At 63.6% G+C, this 23578-nt stretch carries 22 protein-coding genes; 6 read left to right on the top strand and 16 right to left on the bottom strand.

Going from position 1 to position 23578, the window contains the following annotated elements:
• Positions 1-3 precede the first annotated feature (3 nt).
• Genes ELS24_RS20680 through ELS24_RS20665 form a run of 4 tightly spaced genes read right to left on the bottom strand, consistent with a single transcriptional unit; the run spans position 4 to position 5085 of the window.
• Positions 4-948, bottom strand: a complete 945-nt coding sequence (locus ELS24_RS20680) for an acyl-CoA dehydrogenase family protein (protein WP_127185209.1) — start codon at positions 946-948, stop codon at positions 4-6.
• Positions 945-2150: an acyl-CoA dehydrogenase family protein gene (locus ELS24_RS20675; protein WP_127185208.1), complete on the bottom strand. Its 1206-nt coding sequence runs from the start codon at positions 2148-2150 to the stop codon at positions 945-947. The genes ELS24_RS20680 and ELS24_RS20675 overlap by 4 nt, the downstream gene beginning before the upstream one ends.
• Positions 2147-4312 (bottom strand): acetate--CoA ligase family protein, encoded by a 2166-nt coding sequence (locus tag ELS24_RS20670; protein ID WP_127185207.1) that lies wholly within the window; start codon positions 4310-4312, stop codon positions 2147-2149. The genes ELS24_RS20675 and ELS24_RS20670 overlap by 4 nt, the downstream gene beginning before the upstream one ends.
• 2 nt (positions 4313-4314) lie before the next feature.
• Complete coding sequence (locus ELS24_RS20665; protein WP_050449249.1) at positions 4315-5085, bottom strand: enoyl-CoA hydratase/isomerase family protein; 771 nt, start codon at positions 5083-5085, stop codon at positions 4315-4317.
• Positions 5086-5362: 277 nt separating this feature from the next.
• Between ELS24_RS20665 and ELS24_RS20660 the strand changes: the two genes are divergently transcribed.
• A complete protein-coding gene (locus ELS24_RS20660; RefSeq protein ID WP_127185206.1) occupies positions 5363-6241 on the top strand; it encodes an SMP-30/gluconolactonase/LRE family protein in 879 nt (292 codons plus the stop codon).
• 13 nt (positions 6242-6254) lie between these two features.
• Here ELS24_RS20660 and ELS24_RS20655 read toward each other — a convergent pair whose 3' ends face one another.
• A complete protein-coding gene (locus ELS24_RS20655) occupies positions 6255-7202 on the bottom strand; it encodes a LysR family transcriptional regulator (RefSeq protein ID WP_127186416.1) in 948 nt (315 codons plus the stop codon).
• A 108-nt stretch (positions 7203-7310) separates the two neighbouring features.
• Between ELS24_RS20655 and ELS24_RS20650 the strand changes: the two genes are divergently transcribed.
• Both ELS24_RS20650 and ELS24_RS20645 read left to right on the top strand, forming a co-directional pair.
• The gene (locus ELS24_RS20650) at positions 7311-8375 is read left to right on the top strand and encodes an LLM class flavin-dependent oxidoreductase (protein WP_050449252.1); all 1065 of its coding nucleotides are present in this window, start codon (positions 7311-7313) and stop codon (positions 8373-8375) included.
• Positions 8376-8387: 12 nt separating this feature from the next.
• The gene (locus ELS24_RS20645) at positions 8388-9185 is read left to right on the top strand and encodes a flavin reductase family protein (protein ID WP_127185205.1); all 798 of its coding nucleotides are present in this window, start codon (positions 8388-8390) and stop codon (positions 9183-9185) included.
• A gap of 53 nt (positions 9186-9238) precedes the next feature.
• Here the strand turns inward: ELS24_RS20645 and ELS24_RS20640 are convergent, their stop codons facing one another.
• The 3 genes from ELS24_RS20640 to ELS24_RS20630 all read right to left on the bottom strand — a co-directional run bounded on the left by ELS24_RS20640 (position 9239) and on the right by ELS24_RS20630 (position 12229).
• Positions 9239-10201, bottom strand: a complete 963-nt coding sequence (locus ELS24_RS20640; RefSeq protein ID WP_050449254.1) for a tripartite tricarboxylate transporter substrate binding protein — start codon at positions 10199-10201, stop codon at positions 9239-9241.
• Between the two features lie 192 nt (positions 10202-10393).
• On the bottom strand, positions 10394-11407 hold the full coding sequence (locus tag ELS24_RS20635) for a zinc-binding alcohol dehydrogenase family protein (RefSeq protein ID WP_127185204.1): 1014 nt from the start codon (positions 11405-11407) through the stop codon (positions 10394-10396).
• A 27-nt stretch (positions 11408-11434) separates the two neighbouring features.
• A complete protein-coding gene (locus tag ELS24_RS20630; protein WP_127185203.1) occupies positions 11435-12229 on the bottom strand; it encodes an SDR family NAD(P)-dependent oxidoreductase in 795 nt (264 codons plus the stop codon).
• A 122-nt stretch (positions 12230-12351) separates the two neighbouring features.
• Between ELS24_RS20630 and ELS24_RS20625 the strand changes: the two genes are divergently transcribed.
• Complete coding sequence (locus ELS24_RS20625; protein WP_050449256.1) at positions 12352-13254, top strand: LysR family transcriptional regulator; 903 nt, start codon at positions 12352-12354, stop codon at positions 13252-13254.
• A 15-nt stretch (positions 13255-13269) separates the two neighbouring features.
• Here ELS24_RS20625 and ELS24_RS20620 read toward each other — a convergent pair whose 3' ends face one another.
• On the bottom strand, positions 13270-13788 hold the full coding sequence (locus ELS24_RS20620; RefSeq protein ID WP_127185202.1) for a DUF6496 domain-containing protein: 519 nt from the start codon (positions 13786-13788) through the stop codon (positions 13270-13272).
• Between the two features lie 186 nt (positions 13789-13974).
• On the opposite strand from ELS24_RS20620, the gene ELS24_RS20615 reads away from it, so the two are divergent.
• Positions 13975-14190, top strand: coding sequence for a dodecin (locus ELS24_RS20615; RefSeq protein WP_050449258.1), 216 nt, complete (start codon positions 13975-13977; stop codon positions 14188-14190).
• A 644-nt stretch (positions 14191-14834) separates the two neighbouring features.
• Here the strand turns inward: ELS24_RS20615 and ELS24_RS20610 are convergent.
• From ELS24_RS20610 to hpxZ, 4 genes are all read right to left on the bottom strand, one after another.
• The gene (locus ELS24_RS20610) at positions 14835-15626 is read right to left on the bottom strand and encodes a DUF6708 domain-containing protein (RefSeq protein WP_240669343.1); all 792 of its coding nucleotides are present in this window, start codon (positions 15624-15626) and stop codon (positions 14835-14837) included.
• A 12-nt stretch (positions 15627-15638) separates the two neighbouring features.
• Positions 15639-18821: a T6SS effector BTH_I2691 family protein gene (locus ELS24_RS20605; protein WP_127185201.1), complete on the bottom strand. Its 3183-nt coding sequence runs from the start codon at positions 18819-18821 to the stop codon at positions 15639-15641.
• Between the two features lie 503 nt (positions 18822-19324).
• Positions 19325-19879, bottom strand: coding sequence for an NADPH-dependent FMN reductase (locus ELS24_RS20600; RefSeq protein WP_050449268.1), 555 nt, complete (start codon positions 19877-19879; stop codon positions 19325-19327).
• Positions 19880-19989: 110 nt separating this feature from the next.
• Positions 19990-20364, bottom strand: coding sequence for an oxalurate catabolism protein HpxZ (hpxZ, locus tag ELS24_RS20595; RefSeq protein WP_127185200.1), 375 nt, complete (start codon positions 20362-20364; stop codon positions 19990-19992).
• 198 nt (positions 20365-20562) lie between these two features.
• Here hpxZ and ELS24_RS20590 point away from each other — a divergent pair, with 198 nt between their 5' ends.
• Complete coding sequence (locus ELS24_RS20590) at positions 20563-21105, top strand: antibiotic biosynthesis monooxygenase (RefSeq protein ID WP_050449261.1); 543 nt, start codon at positions 20563-20565, stop codon at positions 21103-21105.
• A 79-nt stretch (positions 21106-21184) separates the two neighbouring features.
• On the opposite strand, the gene ELS24_RS20585 is transcribed toward ELS24_RS20590, so the two are convergent.
• The 3 genes from ELS24_RS20585 to ELS24_RS20575 all read right to left on the bottom strand — a co-directional run bounded on the left by ELS24_RS20585 (position 21185) and on the right by ELS24_RS20575 (position 23558).
• Positions 21185-21892 carry a GntR family transcriptional regulator gene (locus ELS24_RS20585; protein WP_127185199.1) on the bottom strand — a complete coding sequence of 236 codons (708 nt, stop codon included), beginning with the start codon at positions 21890-21892 and terminating at the stop codon, positions 21185-21187.
• Positions 21893-21990: 98 nt separating this feature from the next.
• Entirely contained in the window at positions 21991-23379 is a 1389-nt protein-coding gene (locus ELS24_RS20580) for an AtzE family amidohydrolase (RefSeq protein ID WP_127185198.1), read from the bottom strand.
• Positions 23376-23558, bottom strand: a complete 183-nt coding sequence (locus ELS24_RS20575) for a DUF4089 domain-containing protein (RefSeq protein ID WP_050448639.1) — start codon at positions 23556-23558, stop codon at positions 23376-23378. Before ELS24_RS20575 ends, ELS24_RS20580 begins: the two co-directional genes overlap by 4 nt.
• Positions 23559-23578 lie beyond the last annotated feature (20 nt).

Below are 23578 nucleotides of genomic sequence, written 5' to 3'. Positions count from 1 at the left end.
TTCCTACACCGATTCAATGAAATCGCGGCCGACTGCGCGCGACAAACCGTTGAACGCCGCATCCAGCTTGCGCACCGCGCGCAGCGCGGGGTGCAAGGGCAGCTCCCAGGTAAAGCCCATGCCGCCGTGCAGGTGGATGGCTTTCTCGATGACGAAGGCGGCGTTGCTGATGGCGCCGGCCAACGCGGGCCGGGTGTCGCGCGGTGCGCCGAATTCGTCGGTGTGCATGGCGCGGCGGATGGCGGCGCTGGACACGTCCTGCACCAAGCGCATGCGGGCCAGCAAGTGGCGCACAGCCTGCTTGGCCGACAGCGGGCGGCCAAATTGCACGCGGGCGGCCAGGTAGGTGGCAGCGGCTTGCAGCGCCCCTTCAGCCGCGCCGTTGGCGAACTCGGCCAGCAGCAAGCGGGCGGCGCGTTGCAGCGCGGCCCATGCGCGCGCATCAAGCCGCGTCAACACCGGCGCGCCCTGCAAGGTCAGCCAGATCTGAGGATGCTCGGGGTCCAGCATGGGCTGTGTCTCCCGCGCCACGTCACGCGCATCCACCAGCGCCGCGCCGTCGCCATCGACCACCAACACCCAATCCGCGGGGCCGTGGTCCAAGCGGGCAAAGCCTTCCTGCAAGCTGCCTTGCCAGGCGATGCCGGCCAGCCGTTCGCCCGCCACCAGGGCAGCCGCGTGCGGCGTACCGGCCAGCGCGCGGGCCAGCAACATCTGTTCGGCCAGCGGCAGGGGCAGTTGCAGCCGGCCCGCCGCGTGCGCGATCGGCAAGGCGAATGCCAGGTCCAGGCCCAGGCCGCCGTCAGCTTCGTCCGCCAGCACGCCGCACAGGCCGGCCTGCGCCAGCACGGCGGCCATCTCATGCGGATCCTGGCGCGACAGCGCATCAGTGATGGCCGCGTCGGCGGCTTGCGCAAACTCTTCGGGCCGCAGTTCTTCGCTGCTCATGTCAAATCCTTGGGTAGTTGCATGACGCGCTGCGCAATCACATCCAGCTGCACTTCGGTGGTGCCGGCATAGATGGTCTCGGCGCGCGCGAACAGGTACGCGTGGGTAAAGGCCTGCTGCGCGCGCCGCGCCAAGGGGCTGGAATGCGGCCCTACCTGTGACAGCAGCGATAGCGCCAGGCCGGCAAACGCCTGATGGCATTCAGACCAATACAGCTTGGTCAATGATCCCCGCGCGCCGATGGATTCACCGCGCAGCATGCGATCCACCGTCAGTTCCACCAACCCCTTCAAACCGTCGATCTCGGCAACTAGGTCACCGACGCGGCGTTGCACATAGCCATCGTCCAATGACAGCGCAAGGCGGGCGTCGGATTTGCACGCGGCGAGCAACTGACGCAGCTCGCATTCGAAGCGCCAGGGGCGGTACATGCGGTTGGTGGCGCGTTCGATCGACAGCACGCGGATGGCCGCGTTCCAGCCTTCGTCCGGTGCGCCCAGGCGCGCGCTGTCGGGCACGATCACATCGTCAAAAAAGACTTCGGCGAATGACTCCTTGCCGTCGATCGACTTGATCGGCACCACGCGGATGCCCGGCGTGTCCATCGGCACGGCGAACATCAGCAGCCCCCGGTGCTTGTCCGCCACGGTGCCGGTGCGCGTCAGCAGCAGGCAGTAATGCGCCTTGGCCGCGCCGCTGGTCCAGATTTTCTGACCGTTGATGCGCCAGGTTTCGCCTTCCTGCACGGCCTTCGTGCGTAGCCGCGCCAGGTCCGACCCGGCGTCCGGTTCGGAAAAGCCCTGGCACCAGAACTGCCGCATGGCCAGGATTTCCGGTAGGAAAGCCTGCTTCTGGACGTCGTTGCCAACGGCCATGATGATGGGGCCGGCCAGTTCCTTGCCGATGGAACTGACGCTTTCTGGCATCGGCAGCGCGCCGATTTCCTTGTTCACCGCCAGATGCTCACGCAGCGTCAGGCCGTGGCCGCCATAGGACTTGGGCCAGGTCATGCCCGCCAGGCCGGCCTGATGCATTGCCGCTTCCCAGTCGCTGCTTTCGGCCAGTGTGGCGGCGCGCCAGTTCAGGCTGTCCGCGCGCATGAAATCCGGTAGATGGGCGCGCAGCCAGGTGCGCGCGTGTTGCCGGTAGACTTCGGCGCCCGAAGCGGGGTCGGGAACGATCACCTGTTGTTCAGCGTTCATGCTTGTCCTTGCGGTGCGGGGGCGGCGCGTGGAATCATCAACGCGTCCAGCACCACCACGCCCTGGCCCTGGGGCCTTACCAGAATGGGGTTCATGTCGATGTCGGCAATGTCGTCGCGATGGCGGAAGGCAAATTCCGACAGGCGGGCTACGCTGCGTGCCGCCGCCGCGATATCGGCCTTGGCCTGTCCGCGCGCGCCGTCCAGAATCGGAAACATTTTCAACGACCGGATCATCGCCAGCGCCTCGTCTTCAGTGACGGGGGCGGCCTGCACCGCCACGTCGTTCAGCACTTCGGCAAAGATGCCGCCCATGCCCACCATGACGATCGGCCCGAAGACCGGGTCTTGCGATACGCCCGCGATCATCTCCGTGCCGCCGCGCAGCAGGGGCGCCACCAGCACGCCGTCAATGCGGGCGCTGGGCGCGTGGCGCGCCACGTTGGCAAGAATGCGCGCGTGGGCCTCGCGCACGGCTTGCGCATCGGCCACGTCCAGCGCCACGCCGCCGGCCTCGGTCTTGTGCGCCACGTCCTCCGACGCGATCTTCAGCACGACGGGGTAGCCGATGGCGTCAGCGGCGCGCACGGCCGCGTCGGCATCCGTGGCGACCACTTCGCGCGGCACGTCGATGCCCGCGTCACCCAGCGCCTGCTTGGCGTGGAATTCATTCTTGAAGACGATGGGGTCAACGGCGCGAGCGGCCTGCGGCGCCGCCACAGTCTCCGCCTCGCCCTTCCCACGCAGCCGTCCTAGCCGTGCCAACCCCGCCAGGCCCGTCGCCGCGGCGTCGATGCTGCCGAACACGGGGATACCCAGCGCGTTGATCTGTTCGATGGCGTCCGCCGGCCCCTGGCTGATGATCATCAGCAGACGATCGGAGTGGCTCGCGCGTACCTGCGCCAGCGCTTCCAGGTAGATGCCGCGCAGCCGCGTGTTGTACAGCGACAGCGACATGAACAGCAGCAGCGAACTGTCCGACGGGTCTTCCAGCAACGCGGTCAGCATCTTTCCCAGGATGTCCGGCCGGCTCGACATCTGCGCCGACGCGTCGACCGGGTTGCCGGTGCTGGCGGTGGGCACGGCTTCATGGATGCGTTGCTGCGTCAGCGGCGCCAAGGCGGGCAGGGTCATGCCGGCCTCGCTCATGGCGTCGGCCATCATGATGCCAAAGCCACCCGACGCCGCCACCAGCGTCACCGCGTCGTTGCGCGGCAGCCGGTTCGGCATCAGCATCGACGCCGCGTGGCCAATGTCGATCAGCGCTTCCACCGAGCGCACGCGCAGCACGCCGTGGCGGCGGAAGACGGCGTCGATGACGGCATCGGATCCGGTCAGCGCGCCGGTGTGCGAGGCGGCCGCCTGCTGGCCTTTTTCAGTGGAGCCGATCTTCAACACGATGACCGGCTTGCCGCGCTGGCGCGCCAGGCGCAGCGCGCTGATCAGCTTGGTGGCGTCGCGGCAGGTTTCCATGCAGCACAGGATGATGTGCGTGTCCGGGTCGTCGGCCAGCGCCGCGATGCCATCCGCCACGTCCACGTCCGCCTCGTTGCCGGTCGCGATGAAGCAGCTGACGCCCATGCCGCGCCGGGCCACGCTTTGCATGGTGTGGCTGCCCACGTTGCCCGACTGCGACACGATGCCCGCGTGCCCAACGGGCGGCATGTGTTCTTCCAGCGCGATCGAGAACGAGCCGATCAGGCGGTCGGCCACATTGACCGCGCCCAGGCAGTTCGGCCCCAACACGCGCATGCCATGTTCGCGCGCAATGGCAACCAGCTCGGCTTGCAGCGCGGTGCCGGCAGGGCCTGCTTCCGTGAACCCCGCCGACAGCACGATGGCGGCCTTGGTGCCGCGCGCCGCGCAGTCACGCAAGGCGGCGGGCGTGGCGCTGGCGGGCACCGCCAGAATCGCCAGTTCGGGGGCGGTGGGCGTGTCGCGCACCGAGACGTAGGCGGGCAAGCCCTGGATGACGCCGCCCTTGGGGTTGATGGGATACACGGCGCCGGCATAGCCATGCTTGATCAGCATATGCACGGGCCGACCGCCGATCTTGGTGACGTCGTCCGACGCACCCACGATGGCGATGCTGCTTGCCTTGAAAAACGGCGTCAGCCCGGCGCCCGCGGGTTGCGGATTGTGCGCTTGTGCGGTCTGCGCCATGCTCAGCGCCCCTTGAATTGCGGCTGGCGCTTTTCCAGGAAGGCCATGCGCGCCTCGCGGGCATCTTCCGTCTTGGCCAGCGTCATCGTGAAGTCCTGCTCGAAGCGGTAGGCGTCGCGTTGCGGCATCAGGTCAACCATGTTGGCCGCGCGCTTGGCATACAGCACGGCCAGCGGCGCCTTGGATGCGATTTCATGCGCCAGCGCCAGCGCCGTCGGCAGCAACTGGTCAGGCGGCAACACGTCTTCCAGTACGTTGCGGCGCAACAGGTCATGCGCGCTGAGACGCTGGCCGGTGAAGAACATGCGGCGCAGGGTGGAGCGGCCCACCAGCGTGCGCAACATGGACGCGCCGCCCGCCAGGCCGACGTTGATCTCGGGCATGCCGAAGGTGGCGTTGTCCGATGCGTACATGATGTCGCACGCAGCCATCAGCCCCAGCCCCGCGCCCAGCGCCGCGCCATTCACGGCGGCGATCACGGGCTTGGCGCATTCCTTGATGGCGTTGCCGGTTTCGCGGGTGATGCGGTTGTGTTCCAGGAAGTCGCCGGCGATGTCGGCGTTGGGGCGGTCTTTCAAGTCCGCACCAGCGCAAAACACCTTGCCATGGCCGGTCAGCACCGCGCAGCGTATGTCGTCGCGTTCGGATATTTCGTCGAAGATGGCGACGATGCGGCGGCGCATGGCGCGGTTCAGTGCGTTGACGGGCGGGCTGTTCAGCGTGACGAGCGCAACGCCTTCATTGACTTCCAGAGTGACGGTGGCCTCGCTCATGTGGTCACCTTGTTGGTCGGGAAAATGGCAAGGGCGCGCAGGGCGCCGGTGGCATGCTGCATGACGTGTCTCCTTGAGTCCGATGGACCGGTCCTGCTGCGTTTCACGCGCTGGGCGGCCGGCTTTTTTTGGATTATATGGACGGGTATTGGGCAGGATTCAGGCCAAAAATGTTGGTTGTGTTCTGCATGAAAACGGCATATTCCCGTGCGCTTCAAGCCGATACCATGGCTTGGGAAATCGTCCGCCGGACGAGCAGAACAGAGGCGGTCGGCTTATGCAGATTGAGCGTATCGGCACGGTTCGCGCCGCGTTGGGCGAGTGCCCGGTGTGGGACGCGGTGGGCAATGCCTTGTGGATGCTGGACTGCCGCAGCGGGCAGTTGCTGAGGGTGAATCCGGACAGCGGCGCTACACGTGAATGGACCTTACCCGCGCCGGCGGGTTCGTTCGCGCTGAATCGCGATGACGAAGTCATCGTGGCGCTGAAAGAGACCTTTGCGCTGGTCAGCCTGATCGATGGCACGCTGCGCACGCTGGCGCGCATCGACGACAGCCATCCGCATCTGCGCTTGAACGACGGCGCGCCGCTACCCGATGGCAGTTTCGTGGCCGGCACCATGCACATACACCGGCAAAATGGCGAAGCACCGCTGGGCGGCTTGTATCGCGTGGACACACAGGGCAATGTCCACCGCATCGCGCAAGGCTTGGGCGTGGTGAACGGCCCGGTCATGCATCCGGACGGGCAGCATTTTCATGTGTGCGATAGCGCGCAGCGCAAGGTGTTTCGGTATCGCATGGATGAGGTGGGTTGCTTGTCATCCCCGGAAGTCTTCGTTGACACCGACGCGTTGAAGTCGGCCCCGGACGGCTGCTGCTTTGATCGGGATGGCGGCTTGTGGACCGCGCTGGTGCATGCGGCAGCCATCGCGCGCTTCGATGCGAACGGCAAGCTGGATCGCCGCATCGAGCTGCCGGTCGCGCATCCGGCGTCGCTATGTTTTGGCGGCCCCGATCTGTCGGATATCTTTGTCACCACGATCAGCGACAGCGGCCGCCTGACGGCCTCGGGCCCGTTGGATGGGGCCTTGCTGCGCATTCGGGGTGCGGGCGCCGTGGGCGCGCCGCGCGGGCGGTGCCGCATTCGCCCCTGATCACTGCCCCTGATCAGGGGCTTTCAGCCGCGGCCATCTTGTTATACGCCGTGAACCGCAGCGCCGACCCCGACACGTGCGAGGCCACGAAATCCAGGAACAGCCGGATCTTCACGGGGATCATCGCGGTGTCCAGAATGGTGGCGTACATGCCTTCTTCGAAGGTCGTATTCGTGACGTGGTAATCGGGGAATAGACGCACCAGCGTGCCGCGCGAAATATCGTTGTGCACGGTGTAGTCATCCAGAAGCGCAATGCCTTCGCCCAGTAGCGCCAGTTCCAGCAGCGCAACGCCGTTGTTGGTGACGTGGCGCGGCTTGATCAGCACTTCTTCGATGGCCTCTTCCTGCTTGAAGCGCCAGCAGGTTTGATCGCCCGGCAGCAGATAGGCCAGGCAATCGTGCTGCGCGATATCGGCAGGCAGCGCGGGCGCCGGGCGCTTGGCCAGATACGCGGGCGAGGCCACCAGGAAGCGTTCGCTCTTGAACAGGATGCGCCGCTTCAGGCCCGCTTCCACGGGTGGCGATATACGGAAATCGATGTCGAAGTTGTTGCGGCGCAGGTCGGCCTTGGCCTCGGTCAGCACCAGTTCAATATGGATGTCGGGGTACTGTTGGCGGAAGGCGGCTACCAGCGGCGGCAGCACGCCCAGGCCGAACATCATGCGCGAATGCACCCTCAATATGCCCTTGGGCGCGGCGCGGATTTCGGTGATGTTGCGATGCGCCTCGTTGATGTTCCACAAGATGGATTCAAGCTGTTGCGCATATTCCTGGCCGGCTTCAGTCAGCACGACCTGGCGGGTCGAACGCAGCAGCAGCTTCACGTTCAACTCGTTTTCGAACTCGGTGATCATGCGGGATACCGACGTTGCCGACACCCCGAATTGCCGAGCGGTTTCAGAGAAACTCTCGGTCTTGGAGATCGATAGAAAGAGCTCCATCGCGCGCAGCCTGTCCATCATTCCTCCACTTTACGCAGCACAGAACGCCGCATTTTCTGTATTCATCCGATGACTGCCGGCCTCTAGAATTTCCTCAGAACGTCAAGCATTCAATGAGGAGACATTATGGAATTCGGCGTGTTCATTCTGGCGCAGCAGCGAGGTTACCACCAGTCCTCAAAGCAAGTCATCAACAACTCCATCGAACAAACCGTGGTGGCGGAGCAGGCCGGTTTCGACGCCGCCTGGTACGCCGAGCACCACTTCAACAACTACTCCTTGTCGCCGTCGCCGCTGATGACGGTGGCGCATGCGGCGGCCAAAACGCACCGCATCCGTCTGGGCACGGCCGTGTGCATCTTGCCGCTGTACCACCCCGCGCGCTTCCTGGCCGAAGTGGGTTTTGTGGACACCGTGTCCAACGGCCGTCTGGACCTGGGCGTGGGCTCGGGCTATCAGGAATTCGAGTTCGAACGCTTTGGCGTGCGGATCGAGGATTCGGGCGCGATCTTCAATGAGTTTCTTGACGTCATTCCCAAGGGCCTCACGCAGAAGATCTTTGAACACGACGGCCAGTTCCTGAAGATTCCGCCCAGCTCGATCGCGGTACGCTGCCTGCAAGACCCGATGCCGCCGCTATGGATCACGTCGGGCAACCCGGTGACGTTGGGCCGTGGCGTGCGCGAAAACCATAACCTGTTCGTTACCGCGCTGCTCAAGGGCAACGACGCCATTGCCGAGCTGCGCGGCCGCCTGGAAAAAGTGGCCGAAGACAATGGCCGCGACCTGGATCGCGATGTGAAGTTCGGCTTCCTGCGCTGTGGCTACGCGTCGGACAACAAGGCGGAGATCGACGCGTACCTGGACTGCGCGCGCTTTCAGCGCCGCATTTCCGAAAGCCTGAAGTTCCGTCGCGCGCAAAGCGATGACGGCTACATGGTCAAGGAAGTGCCGTCGGAAAATGATCCCACGTTCGAGCAGCTGCGCAAGAACCTGCCGGTGGGCTCGGTCAATGAAGTCATCGACAAGATGCTCGAAGAAATCAGCATCCTGCGGCCCAAGCACATTGCCCTGCAGACGCAGTTGGGCGACTTCGACCAGAAGACGATGCTCAAGCAGATCGAACTGTGGGGCGACAAGATCATTCCGGCCATCCGCAAGGAAGTCGGCAGCGCCACGGCCGTTGCCTGAAAGGAGCGCAAGATGCAGATCTATCTGAGCAACGCGGGGGCGATCACGTTGCGCCATCCGTCGGACTTTCGGCGGCTGGACGTGCTGGCCGATCCGCAGCCGCGTGAACGGCTGGAACACGCCATCGCGCGGGTGGGGCGGCGCGAGGACGAACGCCATGTGCGCCTGTCACCGTCCGTGCTGCGCTTCTTGTCGCAACACGCGGGCGACCCAAAGTGGGAGGCGGATTTTTCCGCCATGGTCGACTACGCGGCCACGCACGGGTGGGTCGATGAGCGCGGCGACATCCGCGCGCACATGGTGTTCAACGAGCATGACCAGGTGGTGTCGGTTGACGACTTCAAGGCGGCGATGCGCTCGTTGCCGGCCGGTATCAGCGCGGTGACGACGGGCGACGGCGAACAGGTGGCGGGAATGATCGTGTCCAGCCTGACGTCGATCTCCGCCGACCCGCCGATGGTGGGTTTCTTCGTCCAGCAGACCTCGTCCGCGCGCGAGCCCTTGCTGCGTCATGGCCGCTTCGTGGCCAATGTGCTGGGCGAGGGGCACGAAGCCGTCATGCAGGCGTTCCTGAGTCAGCCGCAGGGCATGGCCCGGTTCGCGCACGGCGGCTGGGAGATGAACGGGCAGGGCACGCCGGTATTGCCGGACGCGCTGGCCAGCATCGAATGCGATATCGTGTGCACCGAAGCGCTGGGGACTCATGACCTGATCGTAGGCAAGATCCGCAAGACGACGTGCCGCGAGGCGCAGCCCGTAATCAATTTCCAATCCGCCACGCATCGGATCGCCCGGGCGCCGCTGCAGTAGGACGGGGGGGGCTGCCCGTTAGCGCTGCCAGCAAACGGGCGGCTAGGCGTGGTTCAGTCCAGAACGATGTGGTTTTCCTGGATGACGCGGCCCCAATATTTGCGGTCGGCTTCCAGCTGGGCGTCCAAGGCTTGCGGGCCGCCCGCCTTCTCGGTCTGCCCGTTCGCGACCAGCAGTTTGCGGAAGCTCTCGGACTGAACCGTCTTGATGGCGGCGGCGGAATAGGCCTGGATAACGTCGGCGGGCGTGCCTTTGGGCGCATGCAGCGCGGTCCAATAGCTGGCTTTCAGTTGGGGGTAACCCAGTTCCGTCACCGACGGGACGCCGGGCAGGGCAGGGTCGCGCTGCTCGGTCGTCAGGGCAAGGATCTTCACCGCGCCCGCCTTTTGATGGTCGGCCAGGGCGATGGGCGTCATATAGGACAGGTCATTGCGGCCGGTGATCAAGTCGATAAGACTGGTCGGCGTGCTCTTGTACGGTACGGCCATCAAGGGAATACCCAGCGTTTTGGACAGGATCAGCCCATAAAGATCCGTCACGCTGCCCGGCCCCAGCGAGCCATAGGTCAGCGCGCGGTTTTCCTTCTTGGCGTAAGCGACCAGGTCCGCAATGGAATTCACGCCCATCGTCGCGGGCACGGTGATGGTCAACGGGCCATCGAACATCATTGCCACGGACTCAAAACTGTCGAACCGGTACTGCAAGCTGGGGCGTAGCAGGATGTTCAGCGACACGGGACCCGAGCCGCCCATCAGCAGCGTGTGGCCGTCGGCGGGGGCGCGCGCAACCTGCGTGGCGCCGATGATGCCGTTGGCGCCCGGCTTGTTTTCCACGACGAACGGCACGCCCAACTGCGCGCTCATGCCTTCGGCCAGCACCCGGGCGAAGTTGTCATTGGGGCCGCCCGCGGCGTAGGGCACGATCAGGGTCACGGGCTTGGGCGCGGCGCGCAGCGGCCGGGCAAGCATCATGAGGGAGCCGGCCGCGATGAAGCCGCGGCGCGTGAGCTTGAACATTGTCTCTCTCCTTGTTCCCCGCCGCCCTGCGTGTCCGTGCCTTCTGCGGGCCGGCTTTGCGTCTTGTCATGGTGGCGGCTGGGGGAGGCTGGCGCTTGGGCGCCAGCCCGGGGTTGTCACAGAAGTCGATGATAATTTTTATCGGCCGTGACGATTACCCCATCTTTACGCAGAACAGTTCTGCGAAGGCAGTCAGAACCCTTCCAGCACCACCTTGCCCTGTGCCTTGCCGCTTTCAATGAAGGCGTGCGCGCGGCGCAGATTTTCGGCGTTGATCTTGCCGTAGTGCTCGCCCAGCGTGGTGCGCAGCGTGCCGTTGTCGATCAGGCGCGCGGCCTGGTTCAGCAATTCGTGCTGGGCAATCATGTCGGACGTCTGGTGCAGCGGCCGGGCAAACATGAATTCCCAATGCAGCGATGCTGACTTGCCCTTGAGCAGGCGCACGTCGATGGCGGCGGGGTCGTCGATCAGCGCAATCTTGCCTTGCGGGGCGATGGCTTCGGCTAGTTGCGCAAAGTGCTTGTCGGTGTGCGTCAGGCCGGCAATATAGCTCACTTGCGGCACGCCGATACGCTTGAGTTCTTCAGTCAGCGGCTTGCTGTGGTCGATGACGTGGTGGGCGCCCAGCTCGCGCACCCAGGCTTGGGTTTCCGGACGCGAGGCGGTGCCGATCACCGTCAGGCCGGTCAGTTGACGCGCCAGTTGCACCAGAATGGACCCCACGCCGCCCGCCGCGCCGACCACCAGCAAGGTGCCCTGGCTGGGAGCGGCGTTGTCCAGCACGCGCAAGCGGTCAAACAGCAACTCCCAGGCGGTGATGGTGGTCAAGGGCAGCGCGGCGGCCTGGGCAAAGTCCAGGCTCTTGGGCATATGGCCGACGATGCGCTCGTCCACCACATGCCGTTCGCTGTTGGCGCCGGGCCGGTTCAACGCGCCCGCGTACCAGACGCGGTCGCCGGGCTGGAACAGGCTGGTCTTGGCGCCCACGGCGCGCACGACGCCCGCCGCGTCCCAGCCGATGATCTCGGGCTTGCCGTCCTTGGGTGCGCGGTTGGCGCGGATCTTCACGTCCACCGGGTTCACCGAGATGGCGTGTACGTCGACCAGCAGGTCGTGGTCACCGGGCACGGGTTCGTCGACGGTGATGTCTTGCAGCGCGTGGGCATGGTCGGCCGGCAGGTTCTTGAAATAGGCGATAGCTTTCATGGGGATGGCTCGTTAGGGGGATGGAAATCAAAGAATGGAGCGGACCACGCCGCCGTCCACGCGCAGCGCCGCGCCATTGGTGGCGCTGGCCTGCGTGGAGCAGGTGTAGACGACCATGTTGGCCACTTCGTCCACGGTGGCCAGGTGGCGCAGCAGCGACGTGGGGCGATGCTGGGCAATGAAGTTGCGCTCCATTTCGTCTTGCGACACGCCTTGCTCCTTGGCCATTTCGGCGAAAAAGTCGGCCACGCCTTCCGAGCGCGTCGGCCCCGGCAGCACGGCGTTGACGGTCACGCCCGTGCCCGCGGTCAGCTCGGCCAGGCCGCGCGACACCGCCAGCATGGCGGTTTTGCTGACGCCGTAGTGGATCATCTCGGCGGGAATCTGCACCCCGGATTCGCTTGATATGAAAACAATGCGGCCCCAGTTGGCGGCGATCATGCGGGGCAGGTAATAGCGTGACAGCCGAATGCCGCTCATGACGTTGATGTCCAGCATGTCCTGCCAGTCGTCGTCGGTGATTTCCGTGAACGACTTCGGGGCGAAGAAGCCGGCGTTGTTGACCAGGATGTCTACGTCGGGGTGGGCAGCGCAGACCGCGGCCGCGCCATCGGCGGTGGCCAGATCAGCCTGGACGGTGGTGACGCTGGCGGTGGGGAATTTCTGCGTGATGGCCGCGGCGGCCTGGGCAAGCTTGTTCGGGCTGCGGCCGTGCAGCACCACTTGGGCGCCGGCTTCAGCCAGGCCAAAGGCGATCGCCAGGCCGATGCCGCCGGACGATCCGGTCACCAGTGCTTTCTTGCCATTCAGTTCGATGTTCATGTGTCAGCTCCAGAAAGGTCGAGAGGGTCTTGAATACGTCGCCATGATTACCCAGTCCGCGCCGCCGAAAAACCGGCTAGCATCGCACTCAGTTTCAATAATTTTTTGAAAATGGGCCTGGCATGGTGCGGTTTGAAGACTTGCGGATCTTTGTGGCGTCGGCCAATCACGGCAGTTTTTCGGGCGCCGCGCGCGAACTTGAGGTGTCGCCGGCGGTGGCCAGCGCCGCGCTCAAGCGCTTGGAACAGACCCTGGACGCGCGCCTGTTCGTGCGGTCCACGCGCAGCCTGCGGCTGACCGCCGACGGCGAGCGTTATCTGGAATACGCCCGCTCGGCCCTTGCCACGCTGGAGGCCGGCAAGAACGCCATGGCGCGCGACAAGACTGCGATATCCGGCACGCTGTCGGTTTCAATTCCGTCCGACCTGGGCCGCCATGTGCTGCTGCCGTGGCTGGACGAGTTCCAGCATCAATATCCGCGCGTGAGCTTCCAGGTGCGCATCAGCGACCGCCTGGCCGACCTGTATCGCCAGCCTGTCGACATCGCCATCCGCTACGGCAAGCCCAGCGATTCCGCGCTGGTGGCTTTGCCGCTGGCCGAACACAACCGCCGCGTGGTCTGCGCGTCGCCCGCCTATCTGGCGCGCCACGGCGTGCCGCAAAAGCCCGATGACCTGCGCGACCACAACTGTCTGTCCTTCGTGCTGGGCGAAACCTTGCACGACCGCTGGGCGTTCGAACACGACGGCGCGGCGATGACCGTTCCGGTCAAGGGCGACCGCGTCGGCGACGACGGCGATCTGGTGCGCCGCTGGGCGCTGGCGGGCAAGGGCGTGGCCTACAAGTCGCGCTACGACGTGTTGCGTGATCTGCGCGCCGGTCGGCTGGTGGCGTTGCTGCCGGACTACGCCACCGAACCATCGCCGCTGTACTTGCTGTGCGTGCACCGCATGCTGCTGTCGCCGGCCGTCAAGCGCATGCGCGAATTCCTGCAAGAGCGCTTTCGGCAGTTTGACGCGGGCTAAGCAGCGGCAACACGCTTAATGCGCCGCATGGTGGCGCGACGCCGCGGCTTTGTTTCTTGCGCGCGTGCGCGCCGCCTTCTTCGCGGCGGCGGAACGCCCGGCCGCACCCTTGGTGGCCGCCGCCTTTTTCGCCGCCGCCGAGCGGTCGGCGGCGGTGCGCCGGCTGGCCGTCTTGCTGGCGTGGTGCGAGAGCGCCGAGCGCGAGGCGGGCTTGGTGCTTTCCTTCTTCAAAGCCTGGGTGGTGGCACGCGAGCGCGTCGCGGACTTGGCGTGCCCGTCATGCGCGGCTTCGACATCCTTCTTGGCGCGGCGCTTCGTGGCCGCACTGGCGCTTTTCGACGGCGAGGCCTTCACGCCCGCGCGCCTGGCCTTGGACAGTCCGATCGCAATGGCTTGTTTGGTGGAACGCACGCCATGCTTGCCTTCGCGCACGTGTTCGATTTCCTCGCGCACGAATTCGCCGGCCTGCGTGGACGCGGACTTGCCTTCGCGCTTGTCTTGCTTGGCACGCTCCAGGGTTTTTCGTTCAGGCATGGTGATCTCCTTGCTGGGTTGCGGGAGCGGGCTCCGTCGCCAGTCGAGACCACGCGACGGAACTCGTAACACCACAATAGCGCCGCGGCAGTATCCTGTGTGTTCGAATGGATTGCCGGTCGTAAGCGCCGGAACATCGCGTGCAGACCGACAGTTCACGACTCACCCCCTTAGCGGAGACGAGCTATGTCGAATCATGTCTACAAGCAAATCGAACTGGTGGGCTCTTCCACCACCTCAACCGATGACGCCATCGCCAAAGCGATCGAGCGAGCATCCGAAACGCTACGCAACCTGGATTGGTTTGAAGTCACCGAAGTGCGCGGCCATATCAAGGACGGCAAGGTGGCCCATTGGCAGGTCGGTTTGAAGATCGGCATGCGCCTGGAAGGCGACGAGTAATCCCTCGGCTGGTCTTTCTTTGAGCAGCGCTTCCAAGTGCTTGTCGGATAAGAAGTTTTCAGGCTTGTTATCCGACTGTTCATAGGCTTGTCCACATTCCATGGGGACAAGCCTGTTCTTTATCCCCAGCTTGTGCGGCCTCGGTCGGGGGGCGTGGGCCCTCGCGGGTGGGGTGCGCGTTATTGGGCGTTTATTGCCCGCTGTCCCCAAGTGCCTGGCCCATAAGGGTTTTTAGCGACTACCCGCACACTGTCCTCAGCCTTATCCACATTTGGCGGGGACAACTTGGCGCCCCTGAACGCACAGCTGGGTCATTGTTGACCACCCCCTGCAGGTGCTTGATATCAATGACGTTTTCGTACCTGCCCTCAAACTGTCCTCATGCTTTTCCACAGAATGCTGGGACAAATAAACAAGCGCTGCGCGGCGTCGGCAATGGCTGGTTGGACATCCAGCTTTTTCGGGGATAAGTCCGGTCAATCTCATCCAAAAGGATGATTGCGCATGGTTTGATCAGCAAGCGCAAGTGCTTGGCGGGACAGGAGATTTTGACTGTGCCCCAAGACTGTCCTCAGCCTTCTCCACAGATGGCGGGGATAAGTTTCAAAGGGACCGCGGAGGTGGGCGACTGTTCGCTCCGCGGATCAAGTCGGGCCACTGCGTGATTCCATATCCATCGCAGCCGGCCATTTGACCTTTGGCGCCAGACGAAGCGCCAGGTTGTGCGGCGGAACGTCGTTGGGATCGTTGAGTTTTTCGATGGGCGGCAGCGCGTCGGGGCCGTGCTGCATGTAGGTGCGGACGTAATCCCATGAGCTGCCTTCGTCTTGGCATACGGTCAGGGGAAAGCGGGTGATCACCACATTGGTTTTGGGTTTGACGACTGCGATGGACACGCCCCAGGTGATGATTAAGCCCCCTTGTGGGGTAAACGCGCGTCGACGCCAAAATTCGGCATGCAGGTCGTCCCAATCGAAGGAATGCGTGGTGACGCGCCACCGCGTCGGGAAGGTAAGCCAGTTTTGCTTGAACTCGTATATATAGACTTTTCGGCGAAGACGATTGAAGCGGATAGGGCAATCTCTGGGTGGCAATATGGCGGCACCTAGAAGAAAGGCTGGTGCGATGATGACGAATATGATGGCACCGACGTAGAGACCAATCATCGTGGGGTCGAAACCAAAAAAGTTATTTGAAAACAGCATCTTGGTTGACCATGTAAAGAAAATTATGCTTGTTATCAACTGAGCGGTACCCAGCAGCAGAGTTATGTTTCGGCGCGTCGAAACATTGCGCGAAAGTTCCAAATAGGTGCTGCTTTGGCTATTGGTGCTGGCACTTGGGCGTGCTTTTATGCTGATGGGATCGTTGGCAGGCGGGAGGTCAGCCTGCCATCCGGCGCATGGTTGATTAAGAATGGGAGATTTTCTGCTCACGAGTGCTCTTGCCTAGCGCTGGGAATATATTGTCAGGTCCGCATAGTCAGCGGCATCGGAACTCTCGGGCCAGTACTTAATACGCAATGTCGCGGCCTGAACGTCCTGATCGAATAGTTCTAAAAGCAGCGTGCCCGCGATAGTAGGCCGCGACTGAGTGGGCCTATAGGTCGCATTAACGTCTTCGGCGTAATTCGGCCGTTTTTCAACTGGCGATATTTCGCGAAGCTGGGTGCTGTTATGGTGTCCGTTTATCGCCACCTGTTCACCCTTGTAGCTGTGGACGCTCAGATACATTGAATATGCTGAATGGTCCGCATCCCAATACGGCAGTTCGATTCGATACGTAATTGCCTTTCCTGCTATGACGCTGACGCCATCCGTTGAAATTCCGGCAGGGTGGGAAATGTTGACGAAACTAAGGTGAGCCTTCATGCCTAAGATTGCCGCGTTTAGCGCTCCAATGGCGACATCCTTGTCCGCGTTTGCTTGCTTAGCTTTGATGATGTTCTCTTCGATCGTCCTGCGCTCCCGAAGAGGGAGTGATGTCTTGGCAGTGTTCCACCATATCGGGGGCGATTCGTCGTGATTGCCGAAATAGCAACGGCGGGCCCATAGTTCGAGGTCTGTCGATTCTCGGGTTTTGGCATATTGGGATACCGAGTACGCCACGATGCCGAGCGCTATGGCCCATCCAAGCGGGCCGAGCAAGCTAGTAACGCCAGCGGCGGCTGCGTGGGCTGCAAAGTACGCGGTCGCAAGGTGAACGACGTGCGCAATGCCGTGGATAAAGGCAGCCTCCCTATCGCCGTTTTTGAGCGATCGGTTTACCGCGAATCCGCTTTGCATCCCGTCCGCAATGCCGGAGAGGGCCGCTGTTACGCCGCCAAACCGCACAAATCCCTTGCCCAGTTCCAGCGCGTTCAATGCAGTTGCTCCGCCGAGGCCGGCCTTGGTCGCCGCGTTGGCAACTCCCCGTATCCCCACGCCCGTCGCTTCAATACCCACACCCACCACCCCCACCGCGCTTGCCGCCACGCCCGCGACGGCTTCCGGGTAGCGGTCTCCCATCACGCGTTCCAGGTCTTGCAGGCTTCTTGCCAGCCCATCCTGCTGAAAGAACAACGCGCCCATCGATAGCGCCAAATCCAGGTTCGCCATCCCGCGTATTCCGACAAAGGCGGTATGCGCCCGTAGCTTTGCATCCGCAACAGTGGTCCGTAGTTGCCCGGCTATTGCATGTGCCTTGGGTTCCAGGCCGCCAATGCCCACCACCACGCTGCGCCAACCGCCTTCCAGGGTCTCCGCTGTGGCATTGGACATTGCCCTCAGCTTTTCTTTCAGCCCTTCAGCGGTATCCGCCACCCAGAACGTGGCTTTGAATATCTGGTTCTGCGCCGGCCCCGGCAGGGTCAGCATGCCGCTGAATATCAGCGCACGGGCCTTCTTGCCGGCTTCCTTCGCTGCCTTGTCGTATTCCTGGCGCATCTGCTGGGTGAGTAATTCCTGATACTCGCCCAGCGTCAGTTCGATCTGAACTTGCAGCATCTGGACGCGCTCGCATAGCAGCAGGGCGGCTTGATGCACCGTGGCGGCCACGGGTAGAAGCTGTTCTTGCGCCCGTGCGTCCATCGTCAACATCGCGTTGATCATTGCGCCTTGCAGTTGGCCGACCGCGTCTCTCACGCTGCTACGTAGGTACATCTCGCTTTCTTGCGAGGCCATCACGTCTTTGATCGCGGCATACAGCTTGCCGGAATCATTCGCCTTAAAGCCTTCCGTAAAAGTGGGACGCAGGCCTTCAAGCAGGGGGGCATTCTTGGCCAGTAGCGCCTGGTACAGAATGCTGTCGGGGTTCTCCAGCAAGGCTTTCCATAACTGCTGCGTGGGACCCAGTGCCGCGCCGTCGACCGGGGGCGCGTCGCTAGGACCGCCATCCAGGCAAGCCGCCACCATCTTGGTATACGCCGCGGCGGAATACGGATCGCTTGCCGAGTAGTCGTAGCGCGCAATGCGCAACCAGGCTAGCGATTGCAGCCAACTCACGTAACGGTTGGCCATTACGTCGATCAAGGTTTGCCGGCGTTGCCATTCCTTGTCGTGGGCTTCCTGAAACTGCTTGCGGCGTGGTTCGCTGTAGCGTTGTTCCAGGCGTTCGTGATAATCGGCCGCGATGCGCTTGGCAGCAGTTTCCGTTGCGCGCGGCACATCAACAGGCGGCAAGTATGAGCGCGTGCCCAGCACCGGATGGTCGTTATGTTGCCGGCGGTATTCGATGTCTTTGTCGACTTCCTGCACCGCTTGCGTGTGCGCCCAGGTCTTCTCAAGCTCTCTGATCTGCAACAGCGCCGCCGAGGTGAACAGCAGATACTGCCGCTCGGCGTTCCCCGCCCAGGCCAGCCGCTCGTTAATCAGCATATGCCGCTGCTGGTTGAATTCCAGCACTGCGCCCACGGGGTCTGGCAACGCCAATACCGGCACGCCTTGCGGCAGCCCCTGAGTCTTGGCGATGTCGTCGACGTAGTCATTCAGCGGCACGAACCGATGAGTGCGCAGCCGAACTGCATGCCGGCTGCCAAAATCCACCCCGTCGTAGCGGTATTCCCACACGTGATCAGTCAGGAATCCATCCGCGAACTTCAAGCCATGCAGTATTTCCTGCGGCGTCTCGCGCAGCGTTGTCAGATCGACTTTCAAGAACCGCGCGGACGGCGCGCGTTGTGCTTTGTAATCGTCCAGCACCGGCTGGGGCCACCGGTCTTGCGAGAAGGCGATCCACGCTTCCTTATAGACCTTGGTGTCAATATGAATGAACGAAGCGCGCACGTCATGCCCTTCGCTTGTGCAAGCCTGGGACAGCGGCTTTGGCCTGCCTTTCGGCATTCGGTAGGGGTCATATTGGCGCATATGCCCGTCGGCAGTGACTTGGTACGCATGCCAGATCTCTTGATCCAGCAGCACATACACATAGCCTTCGCGCAGCACGCGGTATTTGCTCGGCTGCAGATCAATGCGTACGCGGTCTTGTTCAGGATCAAAGGGTGTCGCCGACGTCGGCGGCAAAGGCGCATCCCGTAGCAGCAAGATCGGCATGCCGCCGCGCTCGCAGGCACGGCAGGTATCTATCGGCACCGCCGACGTTTCCTGAAGCGCCAGTCGAATTTGATTGGTGAACGAATCTGCGTGCGAACCCATGTAGCAACTCCCCGTATTGGCCGAGAGGTGAAGACGGTTGCGCCGCTCGGCGTTGCCGTTGAGTACCCAGGCAGGCGCGCGGCGCATCTGAGCCAGAAACGCGCGCGCCTACCCAATACGAGCTAATGCAATATCCATGCCATGTGACGGGCGTCGAGAAATAGTTCAACCATATCAATGGCTTGCGAGAGAATTGGCAGGGATGAAGAGTCGTGGATTGCGCAACGCGTCTTGCAAACACATGTTTTCGACGAGAAATCGGGCCAGATCTGACCTGATTGAAAATAAGCCGATATTTATCAATGGCTTAGATCGAGCCAGATTTGGCCCGATCGGGTCAAATCTGGCCCAGTGCGTTATGAAAGCCGGAAATCGCCATAAAAAAGCCCCCCGACGTATCGGGGGGCTTGATCGCCCGGAGGTAGATCGGGCGATCGGCGCCGGCGGGTTTTGGCCCTGCCGGCGGCGGCGGCGATCAGCAGTTCACAATCAGCGCTGCACAATCAGGTGCTCATCTTCTTGACCCAGTCGACGTAGCGGTCGACCCAGCCTTGCAGGAACTTGCGTGTGCCTTCATTGGTGATGGTGTATTGGTCGTCGACCAGGCCATCGGAATACTGCAGGAAGACTTCAGGCGTGGTCAGCGCGTTGGCGCCTTCGGCGGCCAGGATGTTGCGCAGGTGCTGTTGCATCATCGCGGTGCCGGCGGCGCTGGGGGACGCGCCCACGATGCCGACGGCCTTGCCCGGCCAGGAATTCTGGCCCCACGGGCGCGAGCCCCAATCGATGGCGTTCTTGATGGCGGCGGGCACCGAGCGGTTGTGCTCAGGGGATACGAAAAGAATGCCTTGCGCGTCGGCGATCTGCTGCTTGAGCTTGGCGGCGGGGGCGGGCAGGTTGTTTTCGTTGTCCTGGTTGTACAGGGGGATGTCGCCCAGGCTCACATACTCGAATTTGAAGTCCGCGGGAACCAACTTTTCAAGCGCTCGGGCCAATCGCAAATTGATCGAGGCGGCGCGCAGGCTGCCGACAAAAACCGCAATCTTGTATGTGCTCATGGGCAAATGCTCCGGCGGAAAAAAGGTAGGGTCAGTGTAGACCTGGTGCGCGATGCGCTCAATCATCAAGCGCGTGATGTCTTGATGCGAGATGTGTCATTGTGCACCCGTCATGCCATCAAGCTGACGTGCGCCGACACCACGCGCCAACCCGCGGGGGTACGCATCCAGGTCTGGCTTTGGCGACCGATGCGGTCGCTGCCTTCGCGCTGGAATTCAATATTGGTGGTGGCGAAGTCGGTGCCGTAGGTGGTGATGGCGGTGCGCAGGACGCGGCGGGCCAATCCTTGCGGTGAACGGCCCGCGCGGAATTCGCGGATGGCGTCATAGCCGTAGAGGTTTTCACTGGCGCCGTAGCGCAGCGTGTGGGGGCTGTTCCAGAACAGCGTGTCCAGCTCCTCGACGTTATTCGTGACCAACGCCGTTTCGTAGCGCTCGAAGGCGGTGGTGACCTCGGCGACGACGTCGGGCAGGTTGATGTCCATAAGCTTTCTCCGAATGCACCGATGTGGTGCGTTAAGTAGGGGTAATCACCAATATGGTGTGTGCTGCGGTGCGCAAAACCTCGGGCGTTGCGCCTTGTCTTCATTCACGCCTGGGAAATGCTGCGCCGCAAGGCTGGCACGCGGATTGCTAGGGTTAACACTGCATAACAAGCTGCACCGTTGCTCAGGAGTTCCGTCATGTCCAGTTCCGCTGTTTCTGCCCCGGTCACCATGCTGGTTACCCGTCACATTGCGCCCGAACGCTATAGCGATTTTTTGTCCTGGATGCGCCAGGGCGAAATCCTGGCGGCGGGGTTCCCCGGCTTCTTGGGGTCGGGTGTGCTGCAACCGCCTGAAGGGGGTGACGAGTACCAGATCGTGCTGCGCTTTACCGACGAGGCCAGCTTGTTGCGCTGGGAAAAGTCCTTGCCGCGCCGCATGTGGCTGGAACGCGGCGCGAATCTGGTGCGCGCGAGCCATGAGCACCGCGTCAGCGGAACGGAGGGCTGGTTCGCACCCAAGGCGGCCAGCGCGCCGCCACGCTGGAAGCAGGCCGTAAGCATCTGGCTGGCCTATTTTCCGGTGCTGCTGGTGTTTTCGATTCTGGTCAGCGAACACTTGAACATGCTGCCGGTGTTCTGGCGCGTGCTGATCACGAGTGTGATATTGACACCCATCATGGTGTTCATCTGCATCCCGGTCATATCGCGCGTGTTGCAGCGCTGGTTGCGGGCGGGGTGAGCGTGGGCGCGAAACCCGGGGTATGAGCCTGACACCGAGCGCCGGGGCATGAACCCCGGCCTTCCGTACCGCTGCGTCTTCATGCCGCCTTGGCATGCCGCGTGGAGTACAGGCGGTGCAGGGTGATCTTACGCACCGCGGTCTGGCTGTCATGGATATGCGCCTGCAGCAGTTGCGCGGCAACGGCGCCGTCACGCGCGAGCACTGCGCGCAAGATTGCGCCGTGTTCTTCGTAGGTATTGTCGATGCGGTCCTGCAGCGTGAAGTCCAGCCGGCGCACGATGCGGATGCGTTCGGTGGCGGCGCGATGCACGCGCGAGATTTCCGGGTTGCCGGCGGCCGCCACCAGGTCGATATGGAAGCGTTCGTCCAGGTCGGCCAGCCATTCGCCATCGTTGGAACGTTCGCTGGGGCTGACCAGCCACGTGTCCGCCAAGGCTTGTAGCGCGCGCAGCGGATCGGGCAGTTGCCCAGGAGCGCACAAGGCATGGACAGACGCGATTTCCAGCACGCTGCGCAGTTCGTAGAAATGGTCCAGCGTGTTGAAGTCCAGCGGCTTGACCAACCAGCCGTTGCGCTGCCGAACTTCCAGATAGCCTTCGCGTTCCAGCCGGAACAGCGCTTCGCGCACCGGGGTGCGACTGACCTGCAGCCGTTCCGCGATTTCGGTTTCAGTGAAGCGGTCGCCCGGCGCCAGCCGGAAGTCCAGGATGTCGCGTTTCAAAGCCCCGTAGGCCGTGTCGGCCAGGGTGCGCGGCATGTCGATGGCAGCGAAAGCAGTTTCCATAACGGGGCCTTGATTGCGAAAAGGTATGGGGCGGTCGGGCGTAGTCGAAGGCGGGCGGGGTGGCTGGGGTGGCTGGGGTGGCTATGCGTCGGTAAGCGTCAGACTGTCCGGACCTGCGCCGCGCCGGCCTGTTCCAGCGCGTAGGCGGCGGCCAGGCAATCGGCTTCGCGCCAGGGCGCGCCGATCAGTTGCACGCCTAGCGGCAGGTGGCCGTCCTGCTCGGCGTCTGGCCAGGTGGGGGCGGTGCATACGGGCAGGCCGATGCATGAAATGGGCTGCGTCAACAGCCCCATGCTGGCGCGCGCCGGCAGTTCCTTGTCCGCCAGCGTCAGCCAGTCGGTGCCGATGGGCGTGGCGGACACGGGCGTGGCGGGCGCGATCAGCACGTCGTACTGGTCGAACAGCGCCAAGGCCTCGCGGTAGACGCGGTGGCGGATGCGTTGCGCCTGCTGCACCCAGGCTGCGGGCACCAGGCTGCCGGCCACGAGGCGGTCGCGGGAATAGGGTTCGTAGTAGTCGTAGTGGGTGACCAGCTTGCGCCGATGCAAGGCCCCGCCTTCGGCCGCCGTGATGATGAAGGCGGCGGCCCGGGCTTGTGTGGCGCCGGGCAGTTCAACGATGGCGGTGGCGTCCAGGGCGCGCGCGGCGATCTCGACGGCACGGCGCGCGGCGGGGCCGGCCCAATCGTTGAAGTAGCCGCCCAGGACCGCCACGCGCAGCTTGCGCGCGCCGGCCGCAAGCGCGGGTAGCACGGGTTCGGCGGCGTGTTGCGCGCAGGCGGCGTCGTCGGCGTCCGGCCCTTGCAGCGCATCGTAGGCGGCGGCCAGGTCGCTGGCGCTGGCCGCGAACGGCCCCAGGTGATCCAGGCTGCCCACGAACGGAAAGGAACCGGTGCGGGGCAGGCGGCCATAGGTCGGCTTCAAGCCAAAGACGCCGCACAGGGACGCCGGCACCCGGATCGACCCGTTGGTGTCGGACCCCAAGGTCAGCGGCACCAGTCCGCCCGCGACGGCGGCCGCGCTACCGCCGGACGAGCCGCCCGCGACCCGGGTGACGTCATGCGGGTTGCGGCAGGGGCCGTAGTGCGTGTTTTCGGTGGTGAAGCCGTACGCGTGTTCGTCCATGTTCAAGGCGCCGACCAGCACCGCGCCGGCCTCGCGCAAGCGCGTGACCAGGCGGGCGTCGTGGCGGGCGGGCGGGTTGGCGGCATTGACGCGGCCCCCCGCCAAGGTGACTTCGTCGGCGATGTCGAACAGGTTCTTGACGGCGTAGGGCACGCCGGCCAGCGGCGGCAGCGCTTCGCCACGGGCGCGGCGCGCGTCGATGGCGGCGGCTTCCTGACGCGCGCGCGCTTCGGTGATGGCGGTAAAACAGTTGTAGCGGGCGTCGCGTTCGCGGATGCGCGCCAAGGTGGCGTCCAGCACCGCGACGGCGCTGCGCTCGCCGCTGGCAACCTGGCGGGCGATGTCGGTGGCGGGGCCGCTCATGGACGGAACACCGATGCGGATTCCAGTTCCACGGGCAACGGCTCGTCGACAAAGCTTGCCGCAATGTCGTGGATGCGCGCGAACTGCTGCACGACTTCCACCGTGGTGGATTCGCGCAAGGCATAGCCCGACAGCGCCAAGGCGCTACGCACGTATTGATCGATGGTTTCCTGGGTCATGGCGGAGGCTCCCGATAGAT

This window comes from Achromobacter spanius (genome assembly GCF_003994415.1).
Taxonomy (GTDB): Bacteria; Pseudomonadota; Gammaproteobacteria; order Burkholderiales; family Burkholderiaceae_B; genus Achromobacter; species Achromobacter spanius_C.
This window is presented reverse-complemented; position numbering and strand designations above follow the sequence as displayed.

Coding starts and splice junctions, on each gene's coding strand:
- ELS24_RS20680 (WP_127185209.1), bottom strand. CDS start 948: ATGAGCAGCGAAGAACTGCGGCCCGAAGAGTTTGCGCAAGCCGCCGAC.
- ELS24_RS20675 (WP_127185208.1), bottom strand. CDS start 2,150: ATGAACGCTGAACAACAGGTGATCGTTCCCGACCCCGCTTCGGGCGCC.
- ELS24_RS20670 (WP_127185207.1), bottom strand. CDS start 4,312: ATGGCGCAGACCGCACAAGCGCACAATCCGCAACCCGCGGGCGCCGGG.
- ELS24_RS20665 (WP_050449249.1), bottom strand. CDS start 5,085: ATGAGCGAGGCCACCGTCACTCTGGAAGTCAATGAAGGCGTTGCGCTC.
- ELS24_RS20660 (WP_127185206.1), top strand. CDS start 5,363: ATGCAGATTGAGCGTATCGGCACGGTTCGCGCCGCGTTGGGCGAGTGC.
- ELS24_RS20655 (WP_127186416.1), bottom strand. CDS start 7,202: ATGGACAGGCTGCGCGCGATGGAGCTCTTTCTATCGATCTCCAAGACC.
- ELS24_RS20650 (WP_050449252.1), top strand. CDS start 7,311: ATGGAATTCGGCGTGTTCATTCTGGCGCAGCAGCGAGGTTACCACCAG.
- ELS24_RS20645 (WP_127185205.1), top strand. CDS start 8,388: ATGCAGATCTATCTGAGCAACGCGGGGGCGATCACGTTGCGCCATCCG.
- ELS24_RS20640 (WP_050449254.1), bottom strand. CDS start 10,201: ATGTTCAAGCTCACGCGCCGCGGCTTCATCGCGGCCGGCTCCCTCATG.
- ELS24_RS20635 (WP_127185204.1), bottom strand. CDS start 11,407: ATGAAAGCTATCGCCTATTTCAAGAACCTGCCGGCCGACCATGCCCAC.
- ELS24_RS20630 (WP_127185203.1), bottom strand. CDS start 12,229: ATGAACATCGAACTGAATGGCAAGAAAGCACTGGTGACCGGATCGTCC.
- ELS24_RS20625 (WP_050449256.1), top strand. CDS start 12,352: ATGGTGCGGTTTGAAGACTTGCGGATCTTTGTGGCGTCGGCCAATCAC.
- ELS24_RS20620 (WP_127185202.1), bottom strand. CDS start 13,788: ATGCCTGAACGAAAAACCCTGGAGCGTGCCAAGCAAGACAAGCGCGAA.
- ELS24_RS20615 (WP_050449258.1), top strand. CDS start 13,975: ATGTCGAATCATGTCTACAAGCAAATCGAACTGGTGGGCTCTTCCACC.
- ELS24_RS20605 (WP_127185201.1), bottom strand. CDS start 18,821: ATGGGTTCGCACGCAGATTCGTTCACCAATCAAATTCGACTGGCGCTT.
- ELS24_RS20600 (WP_050449268.1), bottom strand. CDS start 19,879: ATGAGCACATACAAGATTGCGGTTTTTGTCGGCAGCCTGCGCGCCGCC.
- hpxZ (WP_127185200.1), bottom strand. CDS start 20,364: ATGGACATCAACCTGCCCGACGTCGTCGCCGAGGTCACCACCGCCTTC.
- ELS24_RS20590 (WP_050449261.1), top strand. CDS start 20,563: ATGTCCAGTTCCGCTGTTTCTGCCCCGGTCACCATGCTGGTTACCCGT.
- ELS24_RS20585 (WP_127185199.1), bottom strand. CDS start 21,892: ATGGAAACTGCTTTCGCTGCCATCGACATGCCGCGCACCCTGGCCGAC.
- ELS24_RS20580 (WP_127185198.1), bottom strand. CDS start 23,379: ATGAGCGGCCCCGCCACCGACATCGCCCGCCAGGTTGCCAGCGGCGAG.
- ELS24_RS20575 (WP_050448639.1), bottom strand. CDS start 23,558: ATGACCCAGGAAACCATCGATCAATACGTGCGTAGCGCCTTGGCGCTG.